This is a genomic window from Pseudoduganella lurida (genome assembly GCF_007830455.1).
Taxonomy (GTDB): Bacteria; Pseudomonadota; Gammaproteobacteria; order Burkholderiales; family Burkholderiaceae_D; genus Rugamonas; species Rugamonas lurida.
In genome coordinates this window covers 62,024-88,408 of the sequence record NZ_VLLB01000007.1, presented here as the reverse complement: position 1 = coordinate 88,408, position 26,385 = coordinate 62,024, and the positions used below count along the sequence as shown (strand labels likewise).

The 26,385-nt window shown below is 66.5% G+C and carries 27 protein-coding genes; 13 read left to right on the top strand and 14 right to left on the bottom strand.

Annotated features, from left to right (window positions below; all coding sequences use genetic code 11):
• Positions 1-56 precede the first annotated feature (56 nt).
• The 8 genes from hemA (at position 57) to IP91_RS18945 (ending at position 8,007) form a co-directional block, all read left to right on the top strand.
• The gene (gene hemA / locus IP91_RS18980; RefSeq protein ID WP_145650667.1) at positions 57-1,331 is read left to right on the top strand and encodes a glutamyl-tRNA reductase; all 1,275 of its coding nucleotides are present in this window, start codon (positions 57-59) and stop codon (positions 1,329-1,331) included.
• A 72-nt stretch (positions 1,332-1,403) separates the two neighbouring features.
• On the top strand, positions 1,404-2,480 hold the full coding sequence (gene prfA / locus IP91_RS18975; protein ID WP_145650666.1) for a peptide chain release factor 1: 1,077 nt from the start codon (positions 1,404-1,406) through the stop codon (positions 2,478-2,480).
• A 227-nt stretch (positions 2,481-2,707) separates the two neighbouring features.
• Positions 2,708-3,175, top strand: coding sequence for a disulfide bond formation protein B (locus tag IP91_RS18970; protein WP_145650665.1), 468 nt, complete (start codon positions 2,708-2,710; stop codon positions 3,173-3,175).
• A 19-nt stretch (positions 3,176-3,194) separates the two neighbouring features.
• Complete coding sequence (prmC, locus tag IP91_RS18965) at positions 3,195-4,019, top strand: peptide chain release factor N(5)-glutamine methyltransferase (RefSeq protein WP_371860636.1); 825 nt, start codon at positions 3,195-3,197, stop codon at positions 4,017-4,019.
• Positions 4,020-4,168: 149 nt separating this feature from the next.
• A complete protein-coding gene (gene gshA, locus IP91_RS18960; RefSeq protein WP_145650663.1) occupies positions 4,169-5,764 on the top strand; it encodes a glutamate--cysteine ligase in 1,596 nt (531 codons plus the stop codon).
• A 24-nt stretch (positions 5,765-5,788) separates the two neighbouring features.
• Positions 5,789-6,832 carry a histone deacetylase family protein gene (locus IP91_RS18955; RefSeq protein ID WP_145650662.1) on the top strand — a complete coding sequence of 348 codons (1,044 nt, stop codon included), beginning with the start codon at positions 5,789-5,791 and terminating at the stop codon, positions 6,830-6,832.
• A gap of 221 nt (positions 6,833-7,053) precedes the next feature.
• Positions 7,054-7,479, top strand: a complete 426-nt coding sequence (locus IP91_RS18950) for an organic hydroperoxide resistance protein (protein ID WP_145650661.1) — start codon at positions 7,054-7,056, stop codon at positions 7,477-7,479.
• A 75-nt stretch (positions 7,480-7,554) separates the two neighbouring features.
• A complete protein-coding gene (locus tag IP91_RS18945) occupies positions 7,555-8,007 on the top strand; it encodes a GNAT family N-acetyltransferase (RefSeq protein ID WP_145650660.1) in 453 nt (150 codons plus the stop codon).
• A gap of 105 nt (positions 8,008-8,112) precedes the next feature.
• Here IP91_RS18945 and IP91_RS18940 read toward each other — a convergent pair whose 3' ends face one another.
• Positions 8,113-8,571 carry an FKBP-type peptidyl-prolyl cis-trans isomerase gene (locus IP91_RS18940; protein WP_229474661.1) on the bottom strand — a complete coding sequence of 153 codons (459 nt, stop codon included), beginning with the start codon at positions 8,569-8,571 and terminating at the stop codon, positions 8,113-8,115.
• 135 nt (positions 8,572-8,706) lie between these two features.
• Positions 8,707-10,578, bottom strand: coding sequence for a potassium transporter Kup (locus IP91_RS18935; RefSeq protein WP_229474659.1), 1,872 nt, complete (start codon positions 10,576-10,578; stop codon positions 8,707-8,709).
• Positions 10,579-10,744: 166 nt separating this feature from the next.
• Between IP91_RS18935 and rarD the strand changes: the two genes are divergently transcribed.
• Together rarD and ettA are read left to right on the top strand one after the other, a co-directional pair.
• The gene (gene rarD, locus IP91_RS18930; protein WP_145650658.1) at positions 10,745-11,629 is read left to right on the top strand and encodes an EamA family transporter RarD; all 885 of its coding nucleotides are present in this window, start codon (positions 10,745-10,747) and stop codon (positions 11,627-11,629) included.
• A gap of 67 nt (positions 11,630-11,696) precedes the next feature.
• Entirely contained in the window at positions 11,697-13,364 is a 1,668-nt protein-coding gene (gene ettA, locus IP91_RS18925; RefSeq protein WP_145650657.1) for an energy-dependent translational throttle protein EttA, read from the top strand.
• A 127-nt stretch (positions 13,365-13,491) separates the two neighbouring features.
• Here ettA and IP91_RS18920 read toward each other — a convergent pair whose 3' ends face one another.
• From IP91_RS18920 to IP91_RS18880, 9 genes are all read right to left on the bottom strand, one after another.
• Positions 13,492-14,076 (bottom strand): outer membrane beta-barrel protein, encoded by a 585-nt coding sequence (locus IP91_RS18920; protein ID WP_145650656.1) that lies wholly within the window; start codon positions 14,074-14,076, stop codon positions 13,492-13,494.
• Between the two features lie 220 nt (positions 14,077-14,296).
• Entirely contained in the window at positions 14,297-14,893 is a 597-nt protein-coding gene (locus IP91_RS18915) for an alpha-ketoglutarate-dependent dioxygenase AlkB family protein (RefSeq protein ID WP_145650655.1), read from the bottom strand.
• A gap of 100 nt (positions 14,894-14,993) precedes the next feature.
• Positions 14,994-15,356 carry a hypothetical protein gene (locus IP91_RS18910; RefSeq protein ID WP_145650654.1) on the bottom strand — a complete coding sequence of 121 codons (363 nt, stop codon included), beginning with the start codon at positions 15,354-15,356 and terminating at the stop codon, positions 14,994-14,996.
• 182 nt (positions 15,357-15,538) lie between these two features.
• Complete coding sequence (locus IP91_RS18905) at positions 15,539-16,372, bottom strand: Rossmann-like and DUF2520 domain-containing protein (RefSeq protein WP_145650653.1); 834 nt, start codon at positions 16,370-16,372, stop codon at positions 15,539-15,541.
• Between the two features lie 2 nt (positions 16,373-16,374).
• The gene (locus IP91_RS18900) at positions 16,375-16,959 is read right to left on the bottom strand and encodes a DUF924 family protein (protein ID WP_145650652.1); all 585 of its coding nucleotides are present in this window, start codon (positions 16,957-16,959) and stop codon (positions 16,375-16,377) included.
• A gap of 29 nt (positions 16,960-16,988) precedes the next feature.
• A complete protein-coding gene (locus IP91_RS18895) occupies positions 16,989-17,732 on the bottom strand; it encodes an MgtC/SapB family protein (RefSeq protein ID WP_145650651.1) in 744 nt (247 codons plus the stop codon).
• Between the two features lie 35 nt (positions 17,733-17,767).
• The gene (locus tag IP91_RS18890) at positions 17,768-18,028 is read right to left on the bottom strand and encodes a hypothetical protein (protein ID WP_145650650.1); all 261 of its coding nucleotides are present in this window, start codon (positions 18,026-18,028) and stop codon (positions 17,768-17,770) included.
• Positions 18,025-19,869: an aminopeptidase P family protein gene (locus tag IP91_RS18885; RefSeq protein ID WP_145650649.1), complete on the bottom strand. Its 1,845-nt coding sequence runs from the start codon at positions 19,867-19,869 to the stop codon at positions 18,025-18,027. The genes IP91_RS18890 and IP91_RS18885 overlap by 4 nt, the downstream gene beginning before the upstream one ends.
• 79 nt (positions 19,870-19,948) lie before the next feature.
• Positions 19,949-20,929 carry an alpha/beta fold hydrolase gene (locus IP91_RS18880; RefSeq protein ID WP_145650648.1) on the bottom strand — a complete coding sequence of 327 codons (981 nt, stop codon included), beginning with the start codon at positions 20,927-20,929 and terminating at the stop codon, positions 19,949-19,951.
• Positions 20,930-21,196: 267 nt separating this feature from the next.
• On the opposite strand from IP91_RS18880, the gene IP91_RS18875 reads away from it, so the two are divergent.
• A complete protein-coding gene (locus IP91_RS18875) occupies positions 21,197-21,778 on the top strand; it encodes a hypoxanthine-guanine phosphoribosyltransferase (protein WP_145650647.1) in 582 nt (193 codons plus the stop codon).
• Here IP91_RS18875 and clpP read toward each other — a convergent pair.
• The gene (clpP, locus tag IP91_RS18870) at positions 21,775-22,359 is read right to left on the bottom strand and encodes an ATP-dependent Clp endopeptidase proteolytic subunit ClpP (protein ID WP_145650646.1); all 585 of its coding nucleotides are present in this window, start codon (positions 22,357-22,359) and stop codon (positions 21,775-21,777) included. The two genes, IP91_RS18875 and clpP, sit on opposite strands and share 4 nt — an antisense overlap.
• A gap of 126 nt (positions 22,360-22,485) precedes the next feature.
• Here clpP and IP91_RS18865 point away from each other — a divergent pair, with 126 nt between their 5' ends.
• Together IP91_RS18865 and IP91_RS18860 are read left to right on the top strand one after the other, a co-directional pair.
• Positions 22,486-23,256, top strand: coding sequence for a sigma-70 family RNA polymerase sigma factor (locus IP91_RS18865; protein WP_158643168.1), 771 nt, complete (start codon positions 22,486-22,488; stop codon positions 23,254-23,256).
• 100 nt (positions 23,257-23,356) lie between these two features.
• Positions 23,357-24,064, top strand: a complete 708-nt coding sequence (locus IP91_RS18860) for a hydrolase (protein ID WP_145650644.1) — start codon at positions 23,357-23,359, stop codon at positions 24,062-24,064.
• Between the two features lie 173 nt (positions 24,065-24,237).
• On the opposite strand, the gene IP91_RS18855 is transcribed toward IP91_RS18860, so the two are convergent.
• Entirely contained in the window at positions 24,238-25,191 is a 954-nt protein-coding gene (locus IP91_RS18855; RefSeq protein ID WP_145650643.1) for an NAD(P)H-dependent flavin oxidoreductase, read from the bottom strand.
• Between the two features lie 262 nt (positions 25,192-25,453).
• On the bottom strand, positions 25,454-26,362 hold the full coding sequence (locus IP91_RS18850; RefSeq protein ID WP_145650642.1) for an MBL fold metallo-hydrolase: 909 nt from the start codon (positions 26,360-26,362) through the stop codon (positions 25,454-25,456).
• Positions 26,363-26,385 lie beyond the last annotated feature (23 nt).

Sequence of the window (26,385 nt, the reverse complement as noted above, 5' to 3'; positions counted from 1 at the left end):
GACCGCGACGGCACAACAGGCTATAATGGTGGCCTACGTCGTTGATTTGTATAGAGATGCAACTCCTAGCCGTCGGCCTCAACCACACCACAGCTCCGGTCGCCCTGCGCGAACGGCTGGCGTTCGCGCCTGACCAGCTGGGCCGGGCCGTGCACGAGGCGCGCAACTGGTTCGGGCGCCTGGAGCACACCGGCGGCAACGAGGCGGCAATCCTCTCCACCTGCAACCGCACCGAACTCTATGCGGCCAGCGCCGCGGCCAACCCGCTGGACGCCGGCGCCCATTTCCTGGCCGATTTCCACCAGCTGAACTACGCCGAACTGCGGCCCCACCTGTACATGCTGCCGCAGCACGAGGCGGTGCGCCACACGTTCCGTGTCGCCTCCGGGCTCGATTCGATGGTGCTGGGCGAAACCCAGATCCTCGGCCAGATCAAGGATGCGATCCGCACCGCCGACGAAGCGGGCGGCCTCGGCACCTATCTGCACCAGCTGTTCCAGCGCAGCTTCTCGGTCGCCAAGGAAGTGCGCAGCACCACCGAGATCGGCGCGCAGAGCGTGTCGATGGCCGCCGCCGCCGTGCGGCTGTCGCAGCGCATCTTCGACAAGTTGTCCGAGCAGAACGTGCTGTTCATCGGGGCCGGCGAGATGATCGAGCTGTGCGCCACGCACTTCGCGGCGCAGAATCCGAAGTCCGTCACGGTCGCGAACCGCACGCTGGAACGGGGCGAGCAGCTGGCGCACCGCTTCAACGGCAAGGCCGTGCGACTGGCCGACCTGCAGACCCAGCTGCACCATTACGACATCCTGATTTCCTCGACAGCCTCGTCGCTGCCGCTGATCGGCCTCGGCATGGTCGAGCGCGCCGTGAAAGCGCGCCGCCACAAGCCGATGTTCATGGTCGACCTGGCGGTGCCGCGCGATATCGAACCGGAAGTGGCGCGCCTGAACGACGTGTTCCTGTACACCGTCGACGACCTGGGCAAGGTGGTGCAGGCCGGGCTGGAGAACCGCCAGGCCGCCGTGGCGCAGGCCGAGGCCATCATCGAGACGCGCGTGCAGTCGTTCATGCACTGGGTCGACGACCGCGCCGTGGTGCCCGTCATCCAGAACCTGCATGAAAACGGCGAGGCGATCCGCCAGGCCGAGCTCGACCGCGCCCGCAAGCTGCTGGCCCGCGGCGAGGACATCGATGCCGTGCTGGAAGCGCTGTCGAAGGGCCTCACGGCCAAGTTCATGCACGGCCCGCAACAGGCCCTGCACCGCGCGCAAGGCGACGAACGCGCCCAGCTCGCCGAGCTGCTGCCCCAGCTGTTCCGCGGCCGCCGTTAGCGGCCCTCCCCTGCCTTCCCGTGCCGCCGGCCACCGCCGCGCGGCCTGTCCCACCATACCCAGAACAAGACCATGAAACCATCAATGCTGGCCAAGCTGGACCAACTCGCCAACCGCCTCGTCGAGCTGGACGAACTGCTGATGTCCGAAGGGGCCACGGCCAATATGGACAGCTACCGCAAGATGACGCGCGAGCACGCCGAGCTGGGCCCGCTGGTGGCGCTCTACAAGGACTACCAGGGCGCCCAGGGCGATATCGACGAGGCGCAGCAGATGCTGGCCGATCCGGACATGAAGGACTTCGCCCTGGAAGAAATCGAGGCCGGCAAGGCGCGCCTGGCAGCCCTGGAGCTGGACCTGCAGAAAATGCTGCTGCCGAAGGATGCCAACGACGAGCGCAACATCTTCCTCGAGATCCGTGCCGGCACGGGCGGCGACGAATCGGCCCTGTTCGCCGGCGACCTCTTGCGCATGTACACGCGCTTTGCCGAGCGCAGCCGCTGGCAGGTGGAAATCGTGTCCGCGTCGGAAAGCGATCTGGGCGGCTACCGGGAGGTCATCGCGCGCATCGTCGGCAACGGCGCCTACTCGAAGCTGAAGTTCGAGTCCGGCGGCCACCGCGTGCAGCGCGTGCCGGCCACGGAAACCCAGGGCCGCATCCACACGTCCGCCTGCACGGTGGCCGTGATGCCGGAGGCGGACGAGGTGGAAGACGTGCACATCAACCCGGCCGACCTGCGCATCGACACCTACCGCGCCTCCGGTGCCGGCGGCCAGCACATCAACAAGACCGACTCCGCGGTGCGGCTCACGCACCTGCCGACCGGCATCGTCGTCGAATGCCAGGACGACCGCTCGCAGCACAAGAACAAGGCTTCCGCGCTGAAGGTGCTGGCGGCGCGCATCAAGGACGTGCAGCTGCGCGAACAGCAGTCGCAGGAAGCAGCCACGCGCAAGAGCCTGATCGGCAGCGGCGACCGCAGCGAACGCATCCGCACCTACAACTTCCCCCAGGGCCGCATGACGGACCACCGCATCAACCTCACGCTGTACAAGCTGGACATGATCATGGACGGCGACCTGACCGACCTCACCAACGCCCTCGCCGCCGAACACCAGGCCGAACAGCTTGCCGCGCTGGGCGACTGATCGTTAATGCTCAGCCTGTGTCCATCCGGGGTCAGACCCCGACATGGACACGGTCCCATCAATGCTGATATTTTTCAGCGATTCAGCCTGTCATCGTTAGTGTCGCGCTGCACGTGAGTAAAGCTGAGCTCGTGTCCATGTCGGGGTCAGACCCCAAAGTGGACACGGGCTGAGGTGTACGCATTTGTGCGAGAATTGGCGCCTTCACTTTCGGACAATCATCACACATGAACTCGCGCTCCATTCTGCTGTCGACCGCCGCCGTCTGCCTGTTGCTGATCGGGGCCGCGCTGTATCTGCAGCACGTGAAGGACATGTTGCCCTGCCCGCTGTGCGTGATCCAGCGCTACCTGTTCCTGGCGATCGCGACCGGCTGCCTGGTCGGCGCGTTTGCGCGCAAGCCGAAGGTCGGCGCGGCGCTCGGGCTGGCGGCGGCGGTGGGCGGGCTCGGCGTCGTCGGCAAGCACCTGTATGTGCTGGCACACCCCGGCTTCTCCTGCGGCATCGACCCGGTCGAAACGGCGCTGAACAAGATCCCCACCGCCACCTACCTGCCCTGGCTGTTCCAGGCGGACGGCCTGTGCGAGAACGCCACCGATGCGATCGTCGGCCTGTCGGTGCCGCAATGGTCGGCCGTCTGGTTCGTGATCCTGGCTGCCACGATGCTGTGGGTGCTGCTGCGCCGCCGCGCCTGAGCACGCCCGCATGAAGACCATGATCGCCGCCGGCACCACGCTGGCCGCCCTGCAGCGCCAGAGTATGCTGGACCCGGTCGATCACCGCATCCTGCTGTGCCACGCGCTGGGCCTCACCCGCACCGGCCTCATCACGCAATCCGAACGCGCGCTGACCGGGGATGAGGCGGCCCGTTTCGCCGCCCTCGTCGACCGGCGGCTGGCCGGCGAACCGGTCGCCTACCTCATCGGGCACCGCGAGTTCTACGGCCTCGATTTCCGGGTCGGCCCCGCCGTGCTGATCCCCCGCCCCGACACGGAACTGCTGGTCGAACTGGCACTCGAACGGCTGGCACCGCGCTCCCGCGTGCTGGACATGGGCACCGGCAGCGGCGCCATCGCCGTGGCGCTGGCGCACACGCGGCCCGATGCGCAGGTGACGGCGCTGGACGTGAGCCCCGCCGCGCTCGACGTCGCACGGGCCAACGCCACGCACAACCAGGCCACCGTCCGGTTCCTGCACAGCGACTGGTTCACGGCCGTGGCCGGTGAAACGTTCGACCTGGTCGTCTCGAACCCGCCCTACATCCCGGACGGCGACCGCCACCTGTCCGAAGGCGACCTGCGCTTCGAACCAGCGGGCGCGCTCACGGACGGTGCCGATGGCCTGTCCGCGCTGCGCGCCATCGTCGCGGGCGCACCGGACCATCTGGTGCCGGGCGGCTGGCTGCTGATGGAGCACGGCTACGACCAGTCCGCCGCCGTGCAGGCCCTGCTGGGCGAGCGCGGTTACACCGAGGTGCAGAGCTGGCACGACCTGGCCGGCATCGCGCGCGTGACGGGTGGACGCGTCCGCCTCCGTTAGCCAGCGCCCCGAGCGCACCATAGCGCTTTGCTAGAATCCCGGAGGGCCGTGCCGGCGGGAGATTTTTCGAGCACGGGCGTACGCGTTTTTGCAAATTCGGTTACTCTCGCACCAATATTTTGGTCCGATGTACAAGAAAGGAAAGCCAATTGTCCACTCTACTGACGCGCCGCCTGGCCCTGCTGGCCGCCGAGCCGCACCGCGCGGTGCTGCGCGGCGGCCTGCGTGGCATCGAACGGGAAACGCTGCGCGTGCAGCCGGACGGCCAGCTGGCCCGTACGCCCCATCCGGCCGGCTGGGGCTCGGCCCTGACGCACCCGGAAATCACCACCGATTACGCGGAAGCGCTGGCCGAGTTCATCACGCCGGCCGAGGGCGACATCGCCACCACGATCGACAAGCTGGACGGCATCCACCGCTATGCCTATAGCAAGCTGGGCGATGAACTGCTGTGGAGCCAGTCGATGCCCGCCGCCCTGCCGGCCGAGGCAGACATCGCGATCGCCTGGTACGGTCCGTCCAACCTGGGCATGCTCAAGCACGTGTACCGCCGCGGCCTGGCCGTCCGGTATGGCAAGGCCATGCAGTGCATCGCCGGCATCCACTACAACTACTCGCTGGACGAGGCGCTGTGGCGCGTGCTGGCCGATAACGAGCCGGCCGACAGGAAGCTGTCGCGCACCGCCTACCAGTCGGAAGCCTACCTGGCGCTGATCCGCAATTTCCGCCGCCACAGCTGGCTGCTGATGTACCTGTTCGGCACGTCGCCGGCACTGAACAGCGGCTTCCTGCGCGGCAAGCCGCACAAGCTCGACACGCTGTCGGCCGACACGCTGTACCTGCCGTTCGCCACCAGCCTGCGCATGAGCGACCTGGGCTACCAGAATGATGCGCAGTCGGGCCTGCGCCCGCACGAGAACAGCCTCGATTCCTACGTGGCCACGCTCACGCGCGCCGTCAACCAGCCATACGAGCCGTACCGCAAGATCGGCACGAAGGATGCCAATGGCGAGTGGATCCAGCTGTCCACCAACGTGATCCAGATCGAGAACGAGTACTACTCCACGATCCGGCCGAAGCGCGTGATCCGCACCGGCGAACGCCCGATCCAGGCCCTGTGCAACCGCGGCGTGCAGTACGTGGAGGTGCGCTGCCTGGACGTCGATCCGTTCGAGCCGGTGGGCGTGAGCGTGACGACGGGCCGCTTCCTGGATGCGTTCCTGCTGTTCTGCGCGCTGGACGACAGCCCGGCCATCTCCGAACTGGAAGGCGAGGTCCTGGCGCGCAATTTCGCCCGCACCGTGAAGGAGGGCCGCCGCCCGGGCCTGACGCTGACGGTCGACGGCCGCGAAGTACCCTTGCGCGATGCTGGCGAAGCGCTGCTGGCGCGCATCCGTCCCGCCGCCGAACTGCTGGACGGGTTGCGCGGCGACACCCAGCACACGGATGCCCTCGGACAGCAGGCCCCGAAACTGGCCGATCCGGAACGCACGCCCTCGGCTGCGGTACTGCGCGAACTGGCCCGGCACGGCAACTCGTTTGCCGCGTTCGGCCTGGCGCAGAGCGAACAGCACGCAGCCTACTTCCGCGCCCACCCGCCCACCACGGAAGAAGCGGCCTACTTCGACAAGCTGGCGCAGCAGTCGGTGGCCGAGCAGGCCGAGATCGACGCGGCGCCGCGCGGCAGCTTCGACGACTACGTCAAGGCCTACCGCGCCAGCAACCTGTGCCCGAACCAGGTCTGACCGGACCGCGCGACCTCTCCCGCCGTGCTCACCTTTTTTAACGAACAGCACGGCCAATGGCGGCCCCGGCACGCGCTCGTGCACGGCCAGCCGGCGCCGCCCCGCGATACGCCGGACCGCATCGACGGCATCGTCGCCGAACTGGGGCGCCGCGGCCTGGGCCGCATCGTCACCCCGCACGGCGTGCCGCTGATGTCGCTGGAGCGGGTGCACACCCCGCGCTACCTGCACTTCGTGCGCACGGCCTGGAGCGAGTGGCTGGCACAGTCCGCCGACAACGGGGGGCGCGATGCCTTTCCCTCCCTGTGGCCCGTGCGCACGGCACGGCCGGACATCGAACCCGACGACTTCAACGCCCGCTTTGGCCTGTACTCGGCCGACACGCTCACGCCGCTCACGGCCGGCACCTGGAGCGCCGCCAAGGGCGGTGCCGACTGCGCCATCAACGGGGCCCATGCGCTACGCATCGGCGAACGCAGCACCTTCGCCCTCACCCGCCCCGCGGGCCACCATGCGGGGGCCGAGTCCTGCGCCGGTGGCTGCTGGCTGAACAACGCCGCGCTGGCCGCCCAACACCTGCTGGACGACGGCCTGCAGCGCGTGGCGGTCCTCGACGTGGACTACCACCACGGCAGCGGCACGCAGGCCATCTTCCACGACCGCAGCGACGTGCTCACGCTGTCCCTGCACGCCGATCCGCGCGGCGCCTATCCCTTCTTCAGCGGCCATGGCGACGAGACGGGCGGCGGTGCGGGCCTGGGCTACAACGTCAACCTGCCGCTGCCGGCCGGCAGCACGCCACAGGCCTGGTTCGCCGCGCTGGAGACGGCCTGCGTGCGGCTGTCGATGTACCGGCCCGATGCGCTCGTGGTGGCCTTGGGTGCCAATACGTTTGCCGGCGAAGTCCACGGTGGCTTCGGCCTGCAGGGCGGCGACTTCCTGCGCCTCGGTGAACGGCTCGCCTGGCTGAACCTGCCCACCTGCTTCGTGTTCGAAGGCGGCAGCCCGCTGCGCGAGCTCGGCGTGAATGTCGTCAACGTGCTGGAAGGGTTCGAGACGGCGCTGTAGGCCTGCGCACGGCACGATAAAAATCGCTTGCAATTAAATCGCGCGCTATGTATATTGTGCACATGGGCGCTGCGGATGTGGCGAGCAGCAGCAGTTAGCACTCATTAGTCAGAGGTTACTCAGCAGCGCCTGGCAGTACCGATAGCACCACGCAGTCAGCAAGCCCGGTAAAACATAGCGCACTACTGAATCGTTTATTATCCAACTGAAAGGATTTCATCATGTCGATCGAAAAAGCCCTGTACCAAGCCACCGCCACCTCCACCGGCGGCCGGGAAGGCCGTTCCGTCTCGAGCGACGGCGTGCTGGACGTGAAGCTGACGACGCCGAAGGAACTGGGCGGCAATGGCGCCACCGGCACCAATCCGGAACAGCTGTTCGCTGCCGGCTACTCGGCCTGCTTCATCGGCGCGATGAAATTCGTTGGCGGCCGCGACAAGATCACCGTCCCGGCCGACACGTCGATCGAGGCCACCGTGGGCATCGGCCCGATCCCAACCGGTTTCGGCATCGAAGTGGAACTGAAGATCTCCGTGCCGGGCCTGGACCGCGAGACGGCCGAGAAGCTGGTGCAGGCTGCCCACATCGTCTGCCCGTATTCGAACGCCACCCGCGGCAACATCGACGTCACGCTGACGATCGTCTGAGCCACAGGTAGCCGAGTTTGAAGTAGTACCGCCGGCCACTGCCTTACAATGCCTCTTTTGTCCGAGGCATGCACGATGATCGAATGGCAGTGGCTGGCGTTTGAAGCAATCCCCCGCAAGGACCTGTACGAAGTGCTGCGCCAGCGGCAGGAAGTCTTCGTGCTGGAACAGACCTGCCTGTACCCCGACCTCGATGGCTACGACGAAGCCGCCCATCACCTGATGGCGTGGCAGACCATCGACGGCGCGCGCCGCCTCGTCGCCTACCTGCGCTGCCTCGCACCGGGCGCCAAATACACGGAAATGTCGCTGGGCCGCATCCTCACGCCGGCCATCGCGCGCGGCACCGGCATCGGCCGCCAGCTGGTCGCCGAAGGCATCCGCCGCGCCGAAGCCCAGCACCCCGGCCACCGCATCCGCATCGGCGCCCAGCAGCGCCTGGAACACTTCTACCAAAGCTTCGGCTTCGCAACGGTCAGCGCGCCGTACGACGAGGACGGCATCCTGCACATCGACATGCTGCGCTGAATGTTGCCGGAAAAATGGGGTCTGTCCCCATTTTTCGGGCAATTGTCCGGCGCCATGAAAAACGGCGGCCATCGGGCCGCCGTTCTTGTCTGCACCGAACGCCGCTCAGCGCTTGATGGCCAGCACTTCGATCTCGAACACCAGCGGCGAGTTGGCCGGGATGACCGTGCCGTTGGCGGCCGTCAGCGACTGCGCGCCGTAGGCCAGCGATGCCGGGATGGTCAGGCGGCGCTTGCCGCCCACTTTCATGCCGGGCACGCCCTGGTCCCAGCCGGCGATCACGGTGCCCTTGCCGAGCACGAACGTGAACGGGCTGGCGCTGGTGGCGGAATCGAACAGGCTGCCCTTGTTGTCGGTCTTGGTGCTGTCGTAGACCCAGCCGGAATAGGCCACGGTCACGGAGTCGCCGGCGGTGGCCTCGATGCCGGTGCCGACCGTCATGTCGATCTGCGACAGGTTGGCCACGGCCGGAGCGGCAATGGCAACATCGTCGTCACCGCCGCCGCAGGCGGTCAGCGCCATGGCGCAAGCGAGGGTCGCGAGGAGCTTAAACATCGATTTCATGGGTCTCTTGCCTAAAAATTGTTGGTGGTGTGTCGAGCGCCGCCTGCATACCGCGTCGGACGCAAACAGTGCGGAAGTTTAGCAGACTGTTACGACGCCTTTCCAGCGACTACATTTCTTTACAAATTTGTGTCGTCAGATTTCCACCTGGGTGCCCAGCTCGATCACCCGGTTGGGGGGAATCTGGTAGTAGTCCGCCGCCGCACGGGAGTTGCGCGACATCGCCACGAACAGGTGCTCGCGCCACGGCGCCATGCCCTGGTTGGGGGCCGAGATCACCGTCTGGCGGGCGATGAAGAACGAGGTTTCCATCATCTCGAAGCGCAGGCCGTGCAGGCTGCACAGGCCGAGGATGGCGGGAATGTCCGGCTCGTCCTTGAAGCCGTAGCTCACGTTTACCTGGAAGCACTGGTGGCCCAGGTCCGTGATGCGCACCTGCTCGGCCATCGGCACGTACGGCTCTTCCACGATGTGCACCGTGAGGAATACCACGCGTTCATGCAGCACCTTGTTGTGCGACAGGTTGTGCAGCATGGCGTGCGGCACCCCGTCGCTCTCGCCGCGCAGGAAGATCGCGGTGCCCGGCACGCGCACCGGCGGCGCCACGAACAGCGAGGACAGGAACTCTTCCAGCGGAATGGCATGCTTCTGCAGGTTGCGGAACACCAGCTCGCGGCCGGTACGCCAGGTGAGCATGATGGTAAACAGCGCGGTACCCAGCAGCAGCGGCATCCAGCCGCCATGGAACAGCTTCAGGGTGCTGGCCGAGAACAGCAGCACGTCGATGACGAGGAAGAAGCCGGTCGCGCCGATGCACACGGCCAGCGGCAGGTGCCAGCGGTAGCGCGTGACGAAGAAAGTCAGCACCGTCGTGGCCAGCATGGTGGCCGTGACGGCGATGCCGTAGGCGCCGGCCAGCTTGTCCGAGGAACCGAAGCCGACGACGGCGATCAGCACCACGATCAGCTGCAGCCAGTTCACCGCCGGGATGTAGATCTGGCCGATCTGGTGTTCGGACGTGTGCAGCACGCGCATGCGCGGCAGCAGCCCCAGCGCGATGGCCTGCTTGGTCATCGAGAACGTGCCGGAGATGGTGGCCTGCGAGGCAATCACCGCGGCCATCGTCGACAGGATCACCAGCGGGTACACGCTCCAGCTGCCCAGCTGCTGGAAGAACGGGTTCGACACGGCTTCCGGCTGCGCCATCAGGAGGCCGCCCTGGCCGAAGTAGTTCAGCGCCAGCGCCGGGAAGCAGACCATGAACCAGGCGGCGCGGATCGGCTTCTTGCCGAAGTGGCCCATGTCCGCATACAGCGCCTCGGCGCCGGTGAAGGCCAGCACCACGGCGCCCAGCGCCACGAACGCCACGAAGCCGTTGTGGTACATGAAGGCCAGCGCATGCAGGGGATTCAGGGCCAGCAGGATGTGCGGTTCGCGGGCGATATTGATGACGCCCATGACGGCCAGCGCCAGGAACCACACCATCATCACGGGCCCGAAGAAGCGGCCGATGCCGGCCGTGCCGTGGCGCTGCACGGCGTACAGCGACACCAGCACGACCACGGCCAGCGGCACCACGTACTGCTCCAGCGCGGGCGCGGCCACTTCCAGGCCCTCGATTGCACCGAGCACGGAGATCGCCGGCGTCACCACGCTGTCGCCATAGAACATGGTGGCGCCCAGCACGCCGATCACCAGCAACGGGAAATGCCAGCCGGAGCGCTTGCTGACGGAGTTCAGCGCCAGCGCCATCAGCGCCATGATGCCGCCCTCGCCGTGGTTGTCGGCACGCAGCACCAGGGTCACGTACTTCAGGGAGACGATGATCGTCAGCCCCCAGAAGATCAGCGAGATGATGCCGAGCAGGTTCGCTTCCGTCAGCGGCAGGCCGTGTTCCGGGTCGAAGATGGTTTTCAGCGTGTAGAGGGGGCTGGTGCCGATGTCGCCGTAGACGATACCCACCGCGGCCAGCGTGAGCGCGGCGAGACTACTTTTCTTGTCCGTCAAAGTTACACCTGAAGTCAGTTTTGGCGCATTGCACAATATGGCAAGTGTCCATGAATTGCAAGCGAAACACCTTGTCATGGAGGATGGCCGCATGTTGTATGCTGGCGGGTTTTCCACCCGCGTCACGGGGCCAGCGGCACCGTTACCATCACGGAGCTGTTCCCGCATGAATCCCGGCACCCTCAACGCCACCCTCGCCTTCCTGCTGTGGGGCCTGTTTCCCCTGTACTTCCACGCGCTGGGCGACGTGCCGCCGCTGCAGATCCTGGCCCACCGCATGGTGTGGTCCCTGCTCTTCCTGTGCATCGTGCTGACCGTGCGCCAGCAGTGGAAATGGCTGCCCGCCGTGCTGCGCCAGCCGAAGGTGGTGGGAATGTTCACGGCCAGCGCGCTGCTACTGTCGGCCAACTGGGGTATCTACATCTGGGCCGTCAACAATGGCCACGTGATCGACGCCAGCCTGGGCTACTTCATCACGCCGCTCATCAATGTGCTGCTGGGCCTGGCGCTGCTGAAGGAAAGGCTGCGCGGCGGCCAGTGGCTGGCCCTGGGCGTGGCGGCGGCCGGCGTGGCCTGGCTGACCTGGCAGGCCGGCCAGCTGCCGTGGATCGCGCTGCTGCTGGCCGTCTCGTTCGGCGGATACGGCCTGCTGCGCAAGACGGCCGCGCTGGCGGCGCTGGAAGGCCTGTCGTTCGAGACGCTGCTGCTGTTTCCTCTGGCGGCCGGCTACGTGATCTGGCTGACGGTGCACGGCACCAACGCCTTCCTGACGACGCCTTCCGCCACCACGCGCCTGCTGCTCGTCGCGGCCGGCCCGATCACGGCGATTCCGCTGCTGCTGTTCGCCAGCGGCGCGCGCAAGATCCCCCTGTCGGTGCTGGGCATGCTCCAGTACATCACGCCAACCATCCAGATGGTGCTGGGCCTGGTGTTCTTCCACGAGACCTTCTCCAGCGCCCGGCTGGCGGGCTTCATCCTGATCTGGAGCGCGCTGGCGCTGTACGTGGCGGAAGGCTTCTGGACGGCGCGCCGGCCGGCCGTTGCTGGCTAGTCCCGCGCGTTTGGCGTATCCTTGTTGACCTTCCGTATTCTCCGAACACCTCTATAAGAATTTCTCAATGGCAAATTACGTCTACACCATGAACCGCGTGGGCAAGATCGTCCCGCCCAAGCGCCAGATCCTGAAGGACATCTCGCTGTCGTTCTTCCCGGGCGCGAAGATCGGCGTGCTGGGCCTGAACGGCTCGGGCAAGTCGACCCTGCTGAAGATCATGGCCGGCATCGATACCGACATCCAGGGCGAAGCGCGGCCGATGCCGGGCCTGAACATCGGCTACCTGCCGCAGGAACCGCAGCTCGATCCGGACAAGACCGTGCGCCAGGAAGTGGAATCGGGCCTGGGCGAAGCGGCCGAGGCGCAAGCCAAGCTGGACGCCGTGTACGCCGCATATGCCGAGGAAGATGCCGACTTCGACGCGCTGGCCGCCGAGCAGCAGCGCCTGGAAGCGATCATCGCCTCCGCCGACGGCGGCAACCTGAACACGCAGCTGGAAATGGCCGCGGACGCGCTGCGCCTGCCGCCATGGGACGCGAAAATCGGCGTGCTGTCGGGTGGTGAAAAGCGCCGCGTGGCACTGTGCAAGCTGCTGCTGTCGAAGCCCGACATGCTGCTGCTCGACGAACCGACCAACCACCTGGATGCCGAATCCGTGGAATGGCTCGAGCAGTTCCTGCTGCGCTTCCCCGGCACCGTGGTCGGCATCACCCACGACCGCTACTTCCTCGACAATGCCGCCGAATGGATCCTGGAACTGGACCGCGGCCATGGCATCCCGTGGAAGGGCAACTACAGCTCGTGGCTGGACCAGAAACAGGCCCGCCTGAAGCAGGAAGAATCCACCGAATCGGCTCGCCAGAAGGCACTGAAGACGGAACTGGAATGGTCGCGCCAGAACCCGAAGGCGCGCCAGGCCAAGTCGAAGGCCCGCCTGGCCCGCTTCAACGAACTGTCCGAATACGAGTACCAGAAGCGCAACGAGACGCAGGAGATCTTCATCCCCGTCGCGGAACGCCTGGGCAATGACGTGATCGAATTCAAGAACGTGTCGAAGGCCTTCGGCGACCGCCTCCTGATCGACAATCTGTCGTTCACCGTGCCGCCGGGCGCCATCGTCGGCATCATCGGCCCGAACGGCGCCGGCAAATCGACGCTGTTCAAGATGATCGCCGGCCTCGACCAGCCGGACAGCGGCGAAGTCGTGATCGGCCAGACGGCCCGCGTGTCGCTGGTGGACCAGAACCGCGACGAGCTGGCCAACAACAAGACCGTGTTCGAGGATGTGTCGGGCGGCGCGGACATGCTGAGCGTGGGCCGCTTCGAGATGCCGTCGCGCGCCTACCTGGGCCGCTTCAACTTCAAGGGCGGCGACCAACAGAAGGTGGTCGGCAACCTGTCCGGCGGTGAACGGGGCCGCCTGCACCTGGCCAAGACGCTGCTCAAGGGCGGCAACGTGCTGCTGCTGGATGAACCGTCGAACGACCTGGACGTGGAAACGCTGCGTGCGCTGGAAGATGCGCTGCTGGAGTTCGCCGGTTCCGTGATGGTGATCTCGCACGACCGCTGGTTCCTGGACCGCATCGCCACGCACATCCTGGCCTTCGAAGGCAATTCGCAGGTGACGTTCTTCGACGGTAACTACCAGGAATACGAAGCGGACAAGAAGAAGCGCCTGGGCGAGGAAGGTGCCAAGCCGAAGCGCATCCGCTACAAGCCGTTGTCGGCTTAAGTGTCAGAGCAATAGAAAACGGGCCGCGAAATCGCGGCCCGTTTTGCATGGTGAGGCGGGCACAAGGACATTGGCGGAACGGCTTCTCCCGTCGTTGTCGTACCCGCCTCGATCGGTGCGGCGGCGCTTAGAAGTTGTAGCGCGCGCCCAGCGACACGGCGCCCTTGCTGCGGCCCAGGTCGATGTCGTTCTTGCCGTAGTGCTCGTATTCCAGCGACAGCGAGACCTTCTCGTTCACGGCGTATTCGGCGCCAACGGCCGCGTACAGCGCGTTACGGCTGGAATCGCCGTTGTAGTTCGACGCCAGGCCGGTGGCCCACACGTCGTTCTTGTTGTGGGCAACGCCCAGCTTGCCGGTCAGGTTGGTCTTCTCGGCGATCGGGTAGGCGGCCTTGGCAGCCAGGTAATAGGACTTGGCATCCGCTTCGGCACGGCCGGCGGCGCCATTCACGTTGTACGCATAGCTGGACTTACCGAAGTCGGTGTAGCCGATTTCCACGCCGTACATCGGGGTGATCTGGTAGCCGGCGAAGACCTTGCCGCCGTATTCGTGCTTGTTGGTGTCGCCACCCGAGGAGTCGTTGTTCAGTTCGTAGCGGTGTTCGCTCACGACGCCACCGATCCCCACATACGGGGTGCCGCCGGAAATTTGTGCGGAAGCGGCGCCAATGACACCAACGGAAGCGATAAGGGCGAAAATAGTCTTTTTCATGATGTGATCTCTCAGCAAAGGGTTTCTCGGTGCGTCGGATCGCTGTTCATTAATGTAGGAACTGCGATAGAGCCAAGATAGCACCACGTTCCCTTATCAAAAGGGATAGAACCGTAATAATTGTGAGCAGATGTAATCACTATTGAAAGTGAAGGAACGCCCCCAAACTGGCGGCGTTCCCTTAAGAAACCCTAATAAAGTGGTTTCGTGGAAAAGAAACTCAGAAGATCGTTCGGAACGTCAGATTCACGCGCAGGCCGCGCGGCCTGGTTTCCTTGTTGATGCCGTGGCGCCAGTGCCGCTGCAGTGCGCCGGCCATCAGCAGCAGGCTGCCGTCCGTCAGGTCGAGCTTCACGGTTTTGGGCAGCGTCTTGTGTTTCAGCACGAAGGTGCGCGTGGCGCCAAACGTAAGGGAGGCGATGGCCGGCTCGGGACCCAGCTCCCGTTCGTCGTCGCTGTGGAAGCCCATGCTGTCGCACTCGTTGCGGTAGAGGTTCAGCAGCACGCTGTTGTAGGTGCGGCCCGTTGCCGCCTCGACGGCAGCCTTGATCTCCCGGAGCAGGGGCGTGAACGGCAGGGGGTGGAACATGCGGCCGGAGTAGGTATAGCGCGCGTCGCCATACCAGGCGGACAGGCGCGGCTGCTTGTGCTGCTTGCCGTAGAGGACGATGGTTTCCTCGCGCCAGGCGATATCGTCCAGCAGGGCAGCAAGGATGGCCTCATTGGACTGCGCCAGCGGCAGTTGCGCGAGGAAGAACAGGTCGCCATCCCCGATCGGGATGGGCTGGAGGTCGGTAGCGGCGGAAAACAGGTCCATCGCCACATCATAGCCGCGTGACGGGCCCGGATGCGACAAGGCCCGCGGCGGAACACATCGGTTCGCGCCTGCGGGCCCTGTGTGAACGACGGCTTGAAATTTATGCGTAGGCTTCGGCCAGGCTCATCACGCGCGGCGTGATGGTGATGCCCTGATCCGAGAACAGCTTGTTGATGAACGCCATGTTGGCTTCGTTCTCTTCCACTTTCCAGCCCTTGAACAGGTCCGTGCCATCCTTCTGGAAATGCAGGTCCAGCACCTTGCCGCGGTCCTTGTGGGTGTAGCCCGAGCTGTGCGTCTGCTGGAAACCGGCAGCTTCCAGGGCGGCCAGCACGTCCGACGGCGGATTGTCCGGGTCGGTGGCGAGGTAGACGCCGAAGGTCTTGCCCGGTGGTTTGGCAGCGATATCGACCTCGTAGATGCCCGGCGCTTTCGTGACGGTCGTGGACTTCAGAAATAACATGTGGTTCCCCTGTCCGGCGCTGGTCAGCATCGCGCCGCTGATGAATGGTAAAAGGGTAGCTTATTGCCTTGCGACACATTTGTCGATCATCGTGGAAGCTTTTTTGCCGTATAACAACGTTCAGGACAGAATATCTTCATGAATGAAGCCTTCGTTGCAAGATTGACTGTCGGTACAGTGCATCAGGAGCGTTTCCGAGCGGCGAGCGCCGCAGTAGGAGGCACCAGCGCCGCATACAGGGCGCCGGTATCGGCATCCCAACCGGCCACGGCCTCCTGCTGCCGGTGCACGGTCACGAAATCGCCGCGCGCGACGGGGCCCGAGAGGGCCGGCGCCGCGCCCAGGCGGAAGACATTGTCGAGCGACTCCTGGGCCAGCGGCCGGGCCAGTTCGCGGGCCACGTCTTCCGGGATGCCGGCCGCCACATAGGCGCGCAATGCCGCATCCAGCACCGTCACCAGGTAGTTGCTGGCGAAGACGGCCGCCGCGTGGTACACGGTCTTCGCCGCCGGGTCGATCGCCACGGGCCGGGCGCCGATCGCCTCCAGCGCCGGCACCACCACGGCCAGCGCGCCGGCATCGCCTTCGATGCCGCAGAACGTGCCCGCGAAACTGGCCGCCACCGCCGCCGGATCGGCAAAGCTGCGGATCGGATGGGCACTGGCCACGTGCGCGCCGGCCTGCCGGGCAGCCTCCAGCGCGCCGGATGCCAGCGCGCCGCTGCAGTGGACCACCACGGCACCGGCCAGCGGGCGGCTGGCGGCCAGGGCCGCGCAGGCGGGCACGATCTGGTCGTCCGTCACGGCCAGCAGGTAGAGCTGCGCCACCGGCAGTTCGTCATACGTGGCGCAGGCCAGCCCCGCGCCGATGAAGTCCACGCCGGCCTGGGCGGAGGCGGCCGAGCGTGCCAGCACGCCGCGCACCTCGCACGTGCCGGACGCGTGGAACAGGCGCCCCAGCGCACGGGCCACATGGCCGGCGCCGACGATGGCAAGGTCAACGGCAGGGGCGGGCATGGTCAGAAACCGGAGCCGGGCTGCTGCAGGAACTCCAGCTCCTCCGGCGTCGAGGTGCGGCCCAGGATGGCGTTCCGGTGCGGGAAGCGGCCGAACTTGCGGATCACGTCGTGGTGCCGCTTGGCGAAGTCGAGCATGCTCTCGAAGCCGGGGCTGGACGCGGCCAGCTTGTCGAACAGGATCACGGAGCGCTGCTGCATCGACAGGTTTTCCGAATGCTCGAACGGCATGTACGAGAAGGCGCGCTGCACCACGGGCAGCGTCTGGCTGGCGCCGGAGTTGTCGATGGCCAGTGCCGCTTCCAGCGCCAGCACATCGCCGGCAAAGGCCTTCGGCGTGCCGCGGTACACATTGCGGGCAAACTGGTCCAGCACCAGGATGCGCGCCAGCACCCCCTGCGTGCCTTCGTCGTCCCAGTGGCGCAGGCCGCCGGCCAGCGCATCCTCGACCGCATCGCCGAACTGGCCGAAGATCTGGCGGTCGAACGCATCGTCCTTGCGGAACCACTCGGGGCGCTGCGCGTTGTGCCCCTTCACGCCGATCGGCAGGAACCAGAAATCCAGTACGTCTTGCGAGGTCACGAGCATGATCTTCCTTTGGGTATTTCCTGCATGGTTCAGTTGCGGGCATGCGTGATCTGGAAGCCTTCGACGCCGTCGAAATGCGCCATTTCCGTCGCCAGCTGCGCCATCGGCGTGCCGCTGCGCTTGCCCAGTGCCAGCGCCACGAAGCGCCATTCCAGCCTGCCCTTGTCCAGCCCGATCATCAGCGAGCCGCCGGCGATCTGGTAGCCCCGCTCGAACGCCATGCGGCGCAGCGCCTCCTCGGACGGCTCGTAGCCCTCGCGAAAGCGCAGCGTGATGGCGATCGCATGGCGCGACGGCAGCCAGGCTTCGACACGCGACAGGTAGATCATCACCAGGGCCGACAGCAGCGCCAGGCCCATCGCCGCCATGTAGAAGCCCACGCCGACCAGGATGCCGATCACGGACGAGGCCCAGATCGATGCGGCCGTCGTGAGCCCGCTGATGTTGAAGCCTTCGCGCATGATCACGCCGGCGCCGAGAAAGCCGATGCCGGTGACGATGCCCTGGATGACGCGGGTGGGATCGGTGCCCACCAGCCCCGTCATGTGGCCGCCGAACCAGTGCTCGGGATAGCCGCCGATCACGGTCAGCGCGGCCGATGCCATGCACACCAGGCCGTAAGTGCGCATGCCGGCGGCGCGCCCGTGGTACGAGCGCTCGTAGCCCACCAGCATGCCGAGCAGCAGCGCGCCCAGCAGGTTGAGCAGGATGACGCCGTTCGTCACCAGCTCGCCGGAGGACCAGTAGGCGCCCAGCAGCTCGGGCAACGGCATGCTGGCTGATAATGCCGTGGACAATGCGGCGGACATCAGGCCTTCGGCGGCTTCTTGACCAGCTGTTTTTCGAACGCCACGTCGAGCTTGCTGATGCGCTTCGGCGTCTGCGGTCCCTGCGCCTTGACGAAGGCGACGAAATCGTCCAGCTCCATCGGCGGGCACAGGGGCGGCTGGCCCGGTCCCGCCGTCAGGAAGAAGTGGCCGCTGCCGGTGATCGTCATCGAATAGCCGGGATTGCCGCTGCGTTCCTTCAGGCGGTCGATGGCGTTGGATGCGCGGGTGGATCGGCTCATAGTGGTTGGGTCCTTGTGTTCAGCCAGGCCAGCGCGGCGCCGCTCACGTGCGGCGCCAGGCGCGCGCGCACGGTGGCATGGTAGTCGTTCAGCCACCCCAGCTCGTCCTCGCGCAGCAGCGCGCGGTCGATGCAGCGGGTATCGATGGGGCACAGCGTCAATGTCTCGAAGCGCAGGAATTCGCCGAATTCCGTGGTGCCGTCCGCGCGGTTCAATACCAGGTTCTCGATGCGGATGCCCCACTGGCCGGGGCGGTAGATGCCGGGCTCGATCGACGTGATCATGCCCGGTTCCATCGCCGTGTGCGGGTCGGGTGGCAGTGCAGGAGAAATGGCATGCGGGCCTTCGTGCACGTTCAGGAAGAAGCCCACGCCGTGGCCGGTGCCGTGGCCGAAGTCCACGCCGGCCGCCCAGATCGGCGCACGGGCGATCGCATCGAGCAGCGGCGCGCGGGTGCCGCGCGGGAAGCGCGTGGCGGACAGCGCCATCATCCCCTTCAGCACCAGCGTGAAGTCGCGGCGGTGTTCGTCACTGATCGCGCCGACGGGCACCACGCGCGTGATGTCCGTCGTGCCGCCCACGTACTGGCCGCCCGAATCGATCAGCAGCAGGCCGTCGCCTGCGATGGTGGCGCACTGGCCTTCGCTGGCGCGGTAATGCATGATCGCGCCGTTCGCGCGGTAGCCGGCGATCGTGGCGAAGCTGGCGCTCACGAAGCCGGGGCGGCGCGCGCGTGCGGCCGTGATATGGCGGTCGATATCGACCTCGTTCAGCGGCACATCGTGGCGGTGTTCCAGCGCCTCTTCCAGCCAGGCGAAGAATTCGCACAGCGCCGCGCCATCCTGTTCCATCGTGGCGCGCACGTGGGCCGCTTCGCTGTCCGTCTTGCGCGACTTGGCGAAGGTGGTGGGGTTGATCGCCTCGACCACCTTCACCTGCCTTGGCACGGCCTGCCGGGTGCCATGCGTGACGCGGCGCGGATCGAGCAGCAGCACCGTATCCGGCGGCAGCTCGGCGAGCGCCGCGGCGGCGCGCACGTACGGCGCCACCGTGATGCCGTCCGCGGCCAGCCGGGTGGCCAGCGCGGCGGGAACCTTGTCATCTGCGACGAACAGCGTGCCGCGGTCCGGGCCGATCAGCGCATGCGACACGAACACCGGATTGAAGTTCACGTCCGCGCCGCGCAGGTTGAACAGGTAGGCGATATCGTCCAGCGTGGAGGCGAAGTGGTGCGTGGCGCCCTGCCGTGCCAGCGCGGTCCGCAGCGTGGCCAGCTTGTCGGCACGGGACGTGGCGGCATACGGCGCTTCGTGTTCGAACACGGCGCCGGCGGGCAGGCCGGGACGGTCCTGCCACACATCGTCCAGCAGGTCGCGGTCGGTGCGCAGCATCACGCCTTTCGAATCCAGCGCGCCGGCCAGCAGCCGGGCGATCGCCAGGCCCAGCACATTGCCATCCACGGCCAGCACCTGGCCCGGCTGCAGGTGCGCGGCCAGCCATTCCACGTACAGCGTGCTGGCGCCGGACGGGATCTTCATCAGCGCGATGCCGGTGCCGGCCAGTTCCGCCTCGGCCTGCGTGAAGTAGCGGCCGTCCGTCCACACGCCGGCGAAGTCCTGCGTGGCGATGAAGGTGCCGACCGAGCCCGTGAAGCCGGACAGCCATTCGCGGCCCTGCCAGCGGGGCGGCAGGTATTCGGAGATGTGCGGATCGGAGGACGGCACGAGGACGGCATCCACGCCGGCGCGGCGCATCGCCTGGCGCAGGGCGGCCAGGCGGCCGGTGACGACCTGCACGTGGCTGGCGGGATGGGAACTGGCGGGGATGGAACTAGGAGACATGGTCGGTAGCAGGAACTCGAAGAGCCCCATGATACCGCGCGGGGCCCCTCCGGTGCAGGGCGCGCTGGCCCTGCCGCTGTCAGGAATGGTGCGTGGTCTGCTGGAACGACATGCCGGGGCGGCGCTCGACGATATCGTCCACGGCACGCACGATCTCCTCCTGCGCCACGTAGTGCAGCATGTGGCCGGCATCCTCGATCGTGTGCAGCCGGCTTTGCAGCAGTTCGCGGTGCAGCCGCTCGGCATTGTGCTCGTGCGTGACGATCTTGTCGCCGGCGCCCGAGAAGATCGCCACCGGCATCGTGATTTCAGGGTAGCGCTTGTTCAGCGTGGCGGCCGCCGGAATCATGAGCGCCGATTCGGCACCGGCCGCGCGCAGCTGCGAGGGGCGCAGCGACAGCCACTTCGGCCACGGCTTGAAGCGGGCCGCCTCCTCGCGCGGGCTGAAGATGCGGCCGATGAACTTCGGCCACAGCAGGCGGCCCAGCAGCGGCGACACGGTATGCCGCAGCACGTCGCCCACCACCGGGATGGCGGGTGCGGACATGAGCGCCACGTCCATCCGCGCGCTCGGATAGTAGTAGCCGGACATCAGCACCAGGCCGCGCACCAGGTCCGGCGCGTCGAGCGCCATCGCCAGCGCCACCAGCGTGCCCCAGGAATGGCCAACCGCGACGGCCTGCGAAATCCCCAGTTCCTTCAGCGCCTTGCCCAGCAGCGCGGCCTGCTCGGCCGGCGTCCAGATCGTCGTGCGCGGCCGTTCGCTGTAGCCGAAGCCAGGGCGGTCGAAGGCGATCACCTTGTGGTCCCGCGCCAGGTGGTCGATCAGGCCGGACAGCTCGAAGTCCAGCGACGTGGCGCCATTCCCGTGCAACAGCACGACGACGGGTCCTTCGCCCCGCTCGAGATAATGCAGCCGCACGCCATCGACGGTGACGAACTGGCCGGCCGGCGGATTCTCGGCCTCGGCCTGCTGCGTTTTGGCGCGCACCACCAGGTGCGCGATGGCCAGCGCACCCGCGACCGCCAGGATCTTCTTCGTTCCACTCAACCGTGCCATGCGATGCTCCCGTATCCATTGAATCGGTACAGGCTAAGCCAGCCGGTGGCTGCACTTTGTTAAGCCACTAACACTGAGGACAGGTTTGCTGCACTGCCATAGGGACATGCCGGGGCGGAGAGGATTTCATGGCCGGGAGGGTGCAGCCATGCGCGACGGCATCCGTCATGCGCCGCAGCATGCCGGGACGGGCCACGATGTGCGCTTCGTTTTTCGCCGGGATCGCGGATAATTGCGCCCTCCTTCACCTGTTTTACGTTCGACACCATGCAAGAATTTCATCATCAACGGGCCCGTGCACTGCTGGACAGCGCGGAAGAAATCTTCACCGCACAGCAGGTGCAGGACGCCGTCCGCCATGTCGCCGACGCGCTGAACGCGCGCTACGCCACGCAGGAAGAATTCCCGCTGGTGCTGGGCGTGATGGGCGGCGCCGTCGTCTTCACGGGCAACCTGCTGCCGCAGCTGACCTTCCCGCTCGAATTCGATTACATCCACGTGAGCCGCTACGGCGACGAGGACCGCGGCGGCGAAGTGGTGTGGAAGGTGGTGCCCCGCTCGAACGTGGCAGGCCGCACCGTGATCGTCGTCGACGACATCCTCGACGAGGGCGAGACGCTGGCCCACGTGAAGCAGCGCCTGCTGGACATGGGCGCGCGGGAAGTCGTGATCGCCGTGTTTGCCGACAAGGCGATCGGCAAGGCCAAGCCCGTCAAGCCGGACCTGGTGGGCCTGGTGATCCCGAACCGCTTCGTGGTCGGCTACGGCATGGATGCCTACGGCTACTGGCGCAACCTGCCGGGCCTGTGGGCCATCGACAACGCGGCGCTGTCGTCGAACCAGGCCTAAGCCCGTACTGCCAGCACCTCGTCGACCAGGCCATAGTCGAGCGCCTCGCTGGCGGACATGTAGCGGTCGCGCTCCGTGTCGCGCGCCACGCGGGCCACGTCCTGCCCGGTGCGCTCGGCGAGGATGCGGTTCATTTTCTCGCGCAGGTGCAGCACCTCGCGCGCCTGGATCTCCACGTCCGCCGCCGTGCCCTGCGAACCGCCGCTGGGCTGGTGGATCATGATGCGGGCATTCGGCAACGCATAGCGCTTGCCCTTCGCCCCCGCCGCCAGCAGCCATGCGCCCATGCTGGCCGCGAACCCCGTGCAGATCGTGGCCACTTGCGGGCGGATGAACTGCATCGTGTCGTGAATGGCCATGCCCGCGTAGACGGAACCGCCGGGCGAGTTGATGTACAGTGACACGTCCTTGTCGGGGTTTTCGGATTCCAGGAACAGCAGCTGCGCGACGATCAGGTTGGCCGATTCGTCCGTGACGGGGCCGACCAGGAAGACGATGCGCTCGCGCAGCAGCCGCGAGTAGATATCGTAGGCGCGTTCGACGCGGCCGGTGTTTTCGACGACGGTGGGAATCAGGTTCATGGCGGCTCCGGTGGGTGGGTGGTTGCCTGTTGACGCAGGACGCAACCGCCGCGTGACGAGAATATTTTTTCGATGCGCTGTCACGCTGCCGGGTTCCCGTTCGTCATGTGCGCAAAGGAGAATGCGATGAACCAGCTTGAAACCTTCGAAGCGTCGCGCCGGCGCCTGCTGTCGATCGCCTACCGGATGCTGGGCAGCCTGGCCGAGGCGGAAGACGTGGTGCAGGACACCTGGCTGCGCTGGCATGCGGCCGGGCCGCGCGAACTCGTCACCCCCGTTGCCTGGCTGACGACGGTGGCGACGCGGCTGGCCATCGACCGGCTGCGGCGGCTGAAACGGGAACAGGACGCGTTGCCGGAAGCCTGGCTGGACGACGCGCTGCCGTCCGGCGAGGACACGGTGGAGCGGCTGTGCGAGCTGTCGTACGGCGTGCTGCTGATGCTGCAGCGCCTGTCGCCGGCCGAGCGCGCCGCGCTGCTGCTGCACGAGGTGTTCGACGTGCCCCATGCGCAGATCGCCGCCATCCTGGACGTGAAGACGGAGCATTCGCGCCAGCTGGTGCGGCGGGCGAAGTCGCGCGTGCAGACGGGACCGGCGCGCCGCGGTGCGAATGCCGACAGTGCAGAGCTGGCGCAGGCGTTCGTCGATGCCATCGCGCGGCATGACGAGGATGCCGTGGTGCGGCTCGTCACCGGCAGCGAAGTGATTGCGGATGCCGGCACCACGCCGCAGGCGCTGGCACGCACGCTGTGCCGGGCGGGGACTACGGCGCGGCTGCAGGGCATCAACGGCGGCTGGGGCGTGGCGGTGCTGCGCTACGGCCGCGTGGCGCTGCTGCTGAGCCTCGACACGGCGCTGTACGTGGTGGCGCCGCGCCGCCGGCTGGTGCCGGCGTGAACCCCATGCAGGGGTAGCGGCGCTCCCACCTAAGACCCATGGGCAGCGGGGCAGGTCTGCACTACCATTTTCGGTGCAGATCAACCATCCGAGGTGCCCCATGAACACGACCGCTACGAATACCGCCAAGCTCGAAGTCCTGACCCCGCAGAACAGCCAGATCATCTTCATCGACCACCAGCCGCAGATGGCCTTCGGCGTGCAGTCGATCGACCGCCAGGTCCTGAAGAACAACACGGTCGGGCTGGCCAAGGCCGCCAGGGTCTTCAACATCCCCGCCACCATCACCACCGTCGAGACGCTGAGCTTCTCGGGCCACACGTATCCGGAACTGCTGGATGTGTTCCCCGGCCAGCCGATCCTGGAACGCACGTCGATGAATTCGTGGGACGACCAGAAGGTGCGCGATGCGCTGGCCGCCAACGGCCGCAAGAAGGTGATCGTGGCGGGCCTGTGGACGGAAGTGTGCAACACCACCTTCGCCCTGTGCGCGATGCTGGAAGGCGACTACGAGATCTACATGGTGGCCGATGCCTCGGGCGGCACGTCGAAGGAAGCGCACGACTTCGCGATGCAGCGCATGATCCAGGCCGGCGTGGTGCCCGTCACCTGGCAGCAGGTGCTGCTGGAATGGCAGCGCGACTGGGCACACCGCGATACCTATGATGCCGTGATGAAGATCGTGCGCGAGCACTCGGGTGCGTACGGCATGGGCGTCGACTACGCCTACACGATGGTGCACAAGGCGCCGCAGCGCATCACGTCGCAGCACGAGACGCTCGCGCCGGTGCCGGCGCAGCCGCAGTAAGCCGCTGGCAGTAAGGTCGCACGCGGTAAAGTCGCACGCAGTAAAGCCGCAAGTAGTAAAGCCGCAGGTAGTAAAGCCGCAGGTAGTAAAGCCACACGCAGTAAAACCACGCGCAGTAAAGCCGCGTTAACGCAAAAAAGGGGCCGCGGCCCCTTTTTCCATGGTGGATGGCGTTACAGGGCCAGACGGCGGCGGGCCGCGTCGTACTCGGCCTTCAGGCGCTCCACCATCTCGGCCACCGTCGGCACGTCATTCATCAGGCCCACGCCCTGGCCGGCACCCCAGATGTCGCGCCAGGCCTTGGCGCTGGACGAGCCGAAGCTCATCGCGCTCTTGTCCGACTCGGGCAGCGCGTCCGGATCCAGGCCGGCCGCCACGATCGATTTCTTCAGGTAGTTGCCGTGCACGCCCGTGAACAGGTTCGTGTAGACCACGTCCGCCGCGGCCGATTCAACGATCGCGTCGCGGTAGGCATCCGTCACGTTCGACTCCTGCGTGGCCAGCCAGCGCGAGCCGATATAGGCGAAGTCCGCGCCCATCGCCTGGGCCGCCAGGATCGCATCGCCCGTGGCGATCGCGCCGGACAGCGCGATGGGACCGTCGAAGATCTTGCGCACTTCGCCGACCAGCGCGAACGGCGACAGCATGCCGGCATGGCCGCCTGCGCCGGCCGCGACGAGGATCAGGCCATCGACACCCGCCTCCAGCGCCTTCTGCGCGTGGCGCAGCGAGATCACGTCGTGCAGCACGATGCCGCCATAGCTGTGGATCGCGTCCAGCATCTCCTTCGGCGGGGCGCGCAGCGACGAGATGATGATCGGCACGCGGTGCTTGACGCACACTTCCACGTCATGGGCGAGGCGGTCGTTCGACTGGTGGACGATCTGGTTGACGGCGATCGGCCCCACCTTTTTATCCGGATGGGCAGCCTGGAACTCGGCCAGCTCCTTCTGCAGGTCCGTCAGCCACGAATCGAGCAGCTCGGCCGGCCGGGCGTTCAGCGCCGGGAACGACCCGACGATGCCGGCCTTGCACTGCGCCGCCACGAGCGCGGGGCCGCTGGCGATGAACATCGGCGAAGCGATAACGGGAAGAGACAGGTTTTGCAACACGCTTGGCACGGCCATGGTCGACTCGCTTTTGAGGTTGATCAGATCAATCGATTATAGACCCGAAAAAGTACGGTCGTACGAATTCTAGACGAATCGCTCTATCCACCGTCGAGCCCGTGTCACCCTATGGGGTCAGGCGTAGTGACACGCACTCAACCGTAGGCCCCTGCGCGGAGATTTCAGCCCCTCGTGCACGGCAAAAAAGGCGGTAATGCTGAGCTCGTGTCACTACGCCTGACCCCTTGGTGTGACACGGACTCAGCCTTGGCTGGCCCGGTCAGACATTGACGAGGTCGTCGCCGTCAATCTTCGCGGCGAGGCCCCGGACGAGCTGCTTGATGGCCCAGGCGGCGAGGTCGGCTTCGGACTTGTGCAGGTGGCGCAGGTTGGTGGCGACGACCACGGGAATGGAGGCCAGCAGCGCCTGCACGTCGGCGACGGGGATGCGCTGGCGTTCCAGCAGCAGGAACTTGAGCAGCACCTTCACCGCGTACTCGGCGTTGTTGGCCGGTTTCGACGACAGGAAATCGAGCCGGCGCCGGGCGCGGGTCAGGGCCGCGTCCACATCGGTGAACATGGCGCCGTGGCCGGGCACGACGACCTCCACGTCCAGCGCCGCGATCACGTCCAGCGTGGCGGCCGCTTCCTCGAAGCCTTCGTCGCCTTCCAGTTCGGGGAAGATCACGCCGAAGCCGTTCTGCCACAGCGCATCGGCCGAGACCAGCAGCTTGTGCGCGGCGCAGTACCAGATCAGCGAGTGGGCCTGGTGGCCCGGCGCACCCAGCACCTGCCATTCCAGGTCGCCCAGGGTCAGCACGTCGCCGGGGCGGACCACGCCGTCGATCAGGAAGCGCGGGCACTGCTGGCCCAGCGCGCGAAAGCCCAGCGCGTCTTCGTCCCAGTGCCGCACCTTCTCTTCTTCCGGCGCGGGCACGAAGGTGTCGCAGCCGAAGTGCGCCTCGAGCAGCGCGTTGCCACCGCAGTGGTCGGAATGCAGGTGCGTGGTGTACAGGCGGTCGAGCCGGCGGCCCGGCAGTTCGTGGCGCACCAGCTCGAGCGTTTGCGGCGCGTGCGTGACATAGCCGCTGTCGATCAGCGCCGTGTCGTGGCGGCCGACCAGCAGCACGTTGTTGGCGGAGAGCCAGCCCCGTTCGAAGACGCGGATGGAATCGGGAAGCGTGATCATGATGGGATGCGCGGCCCGGCCGT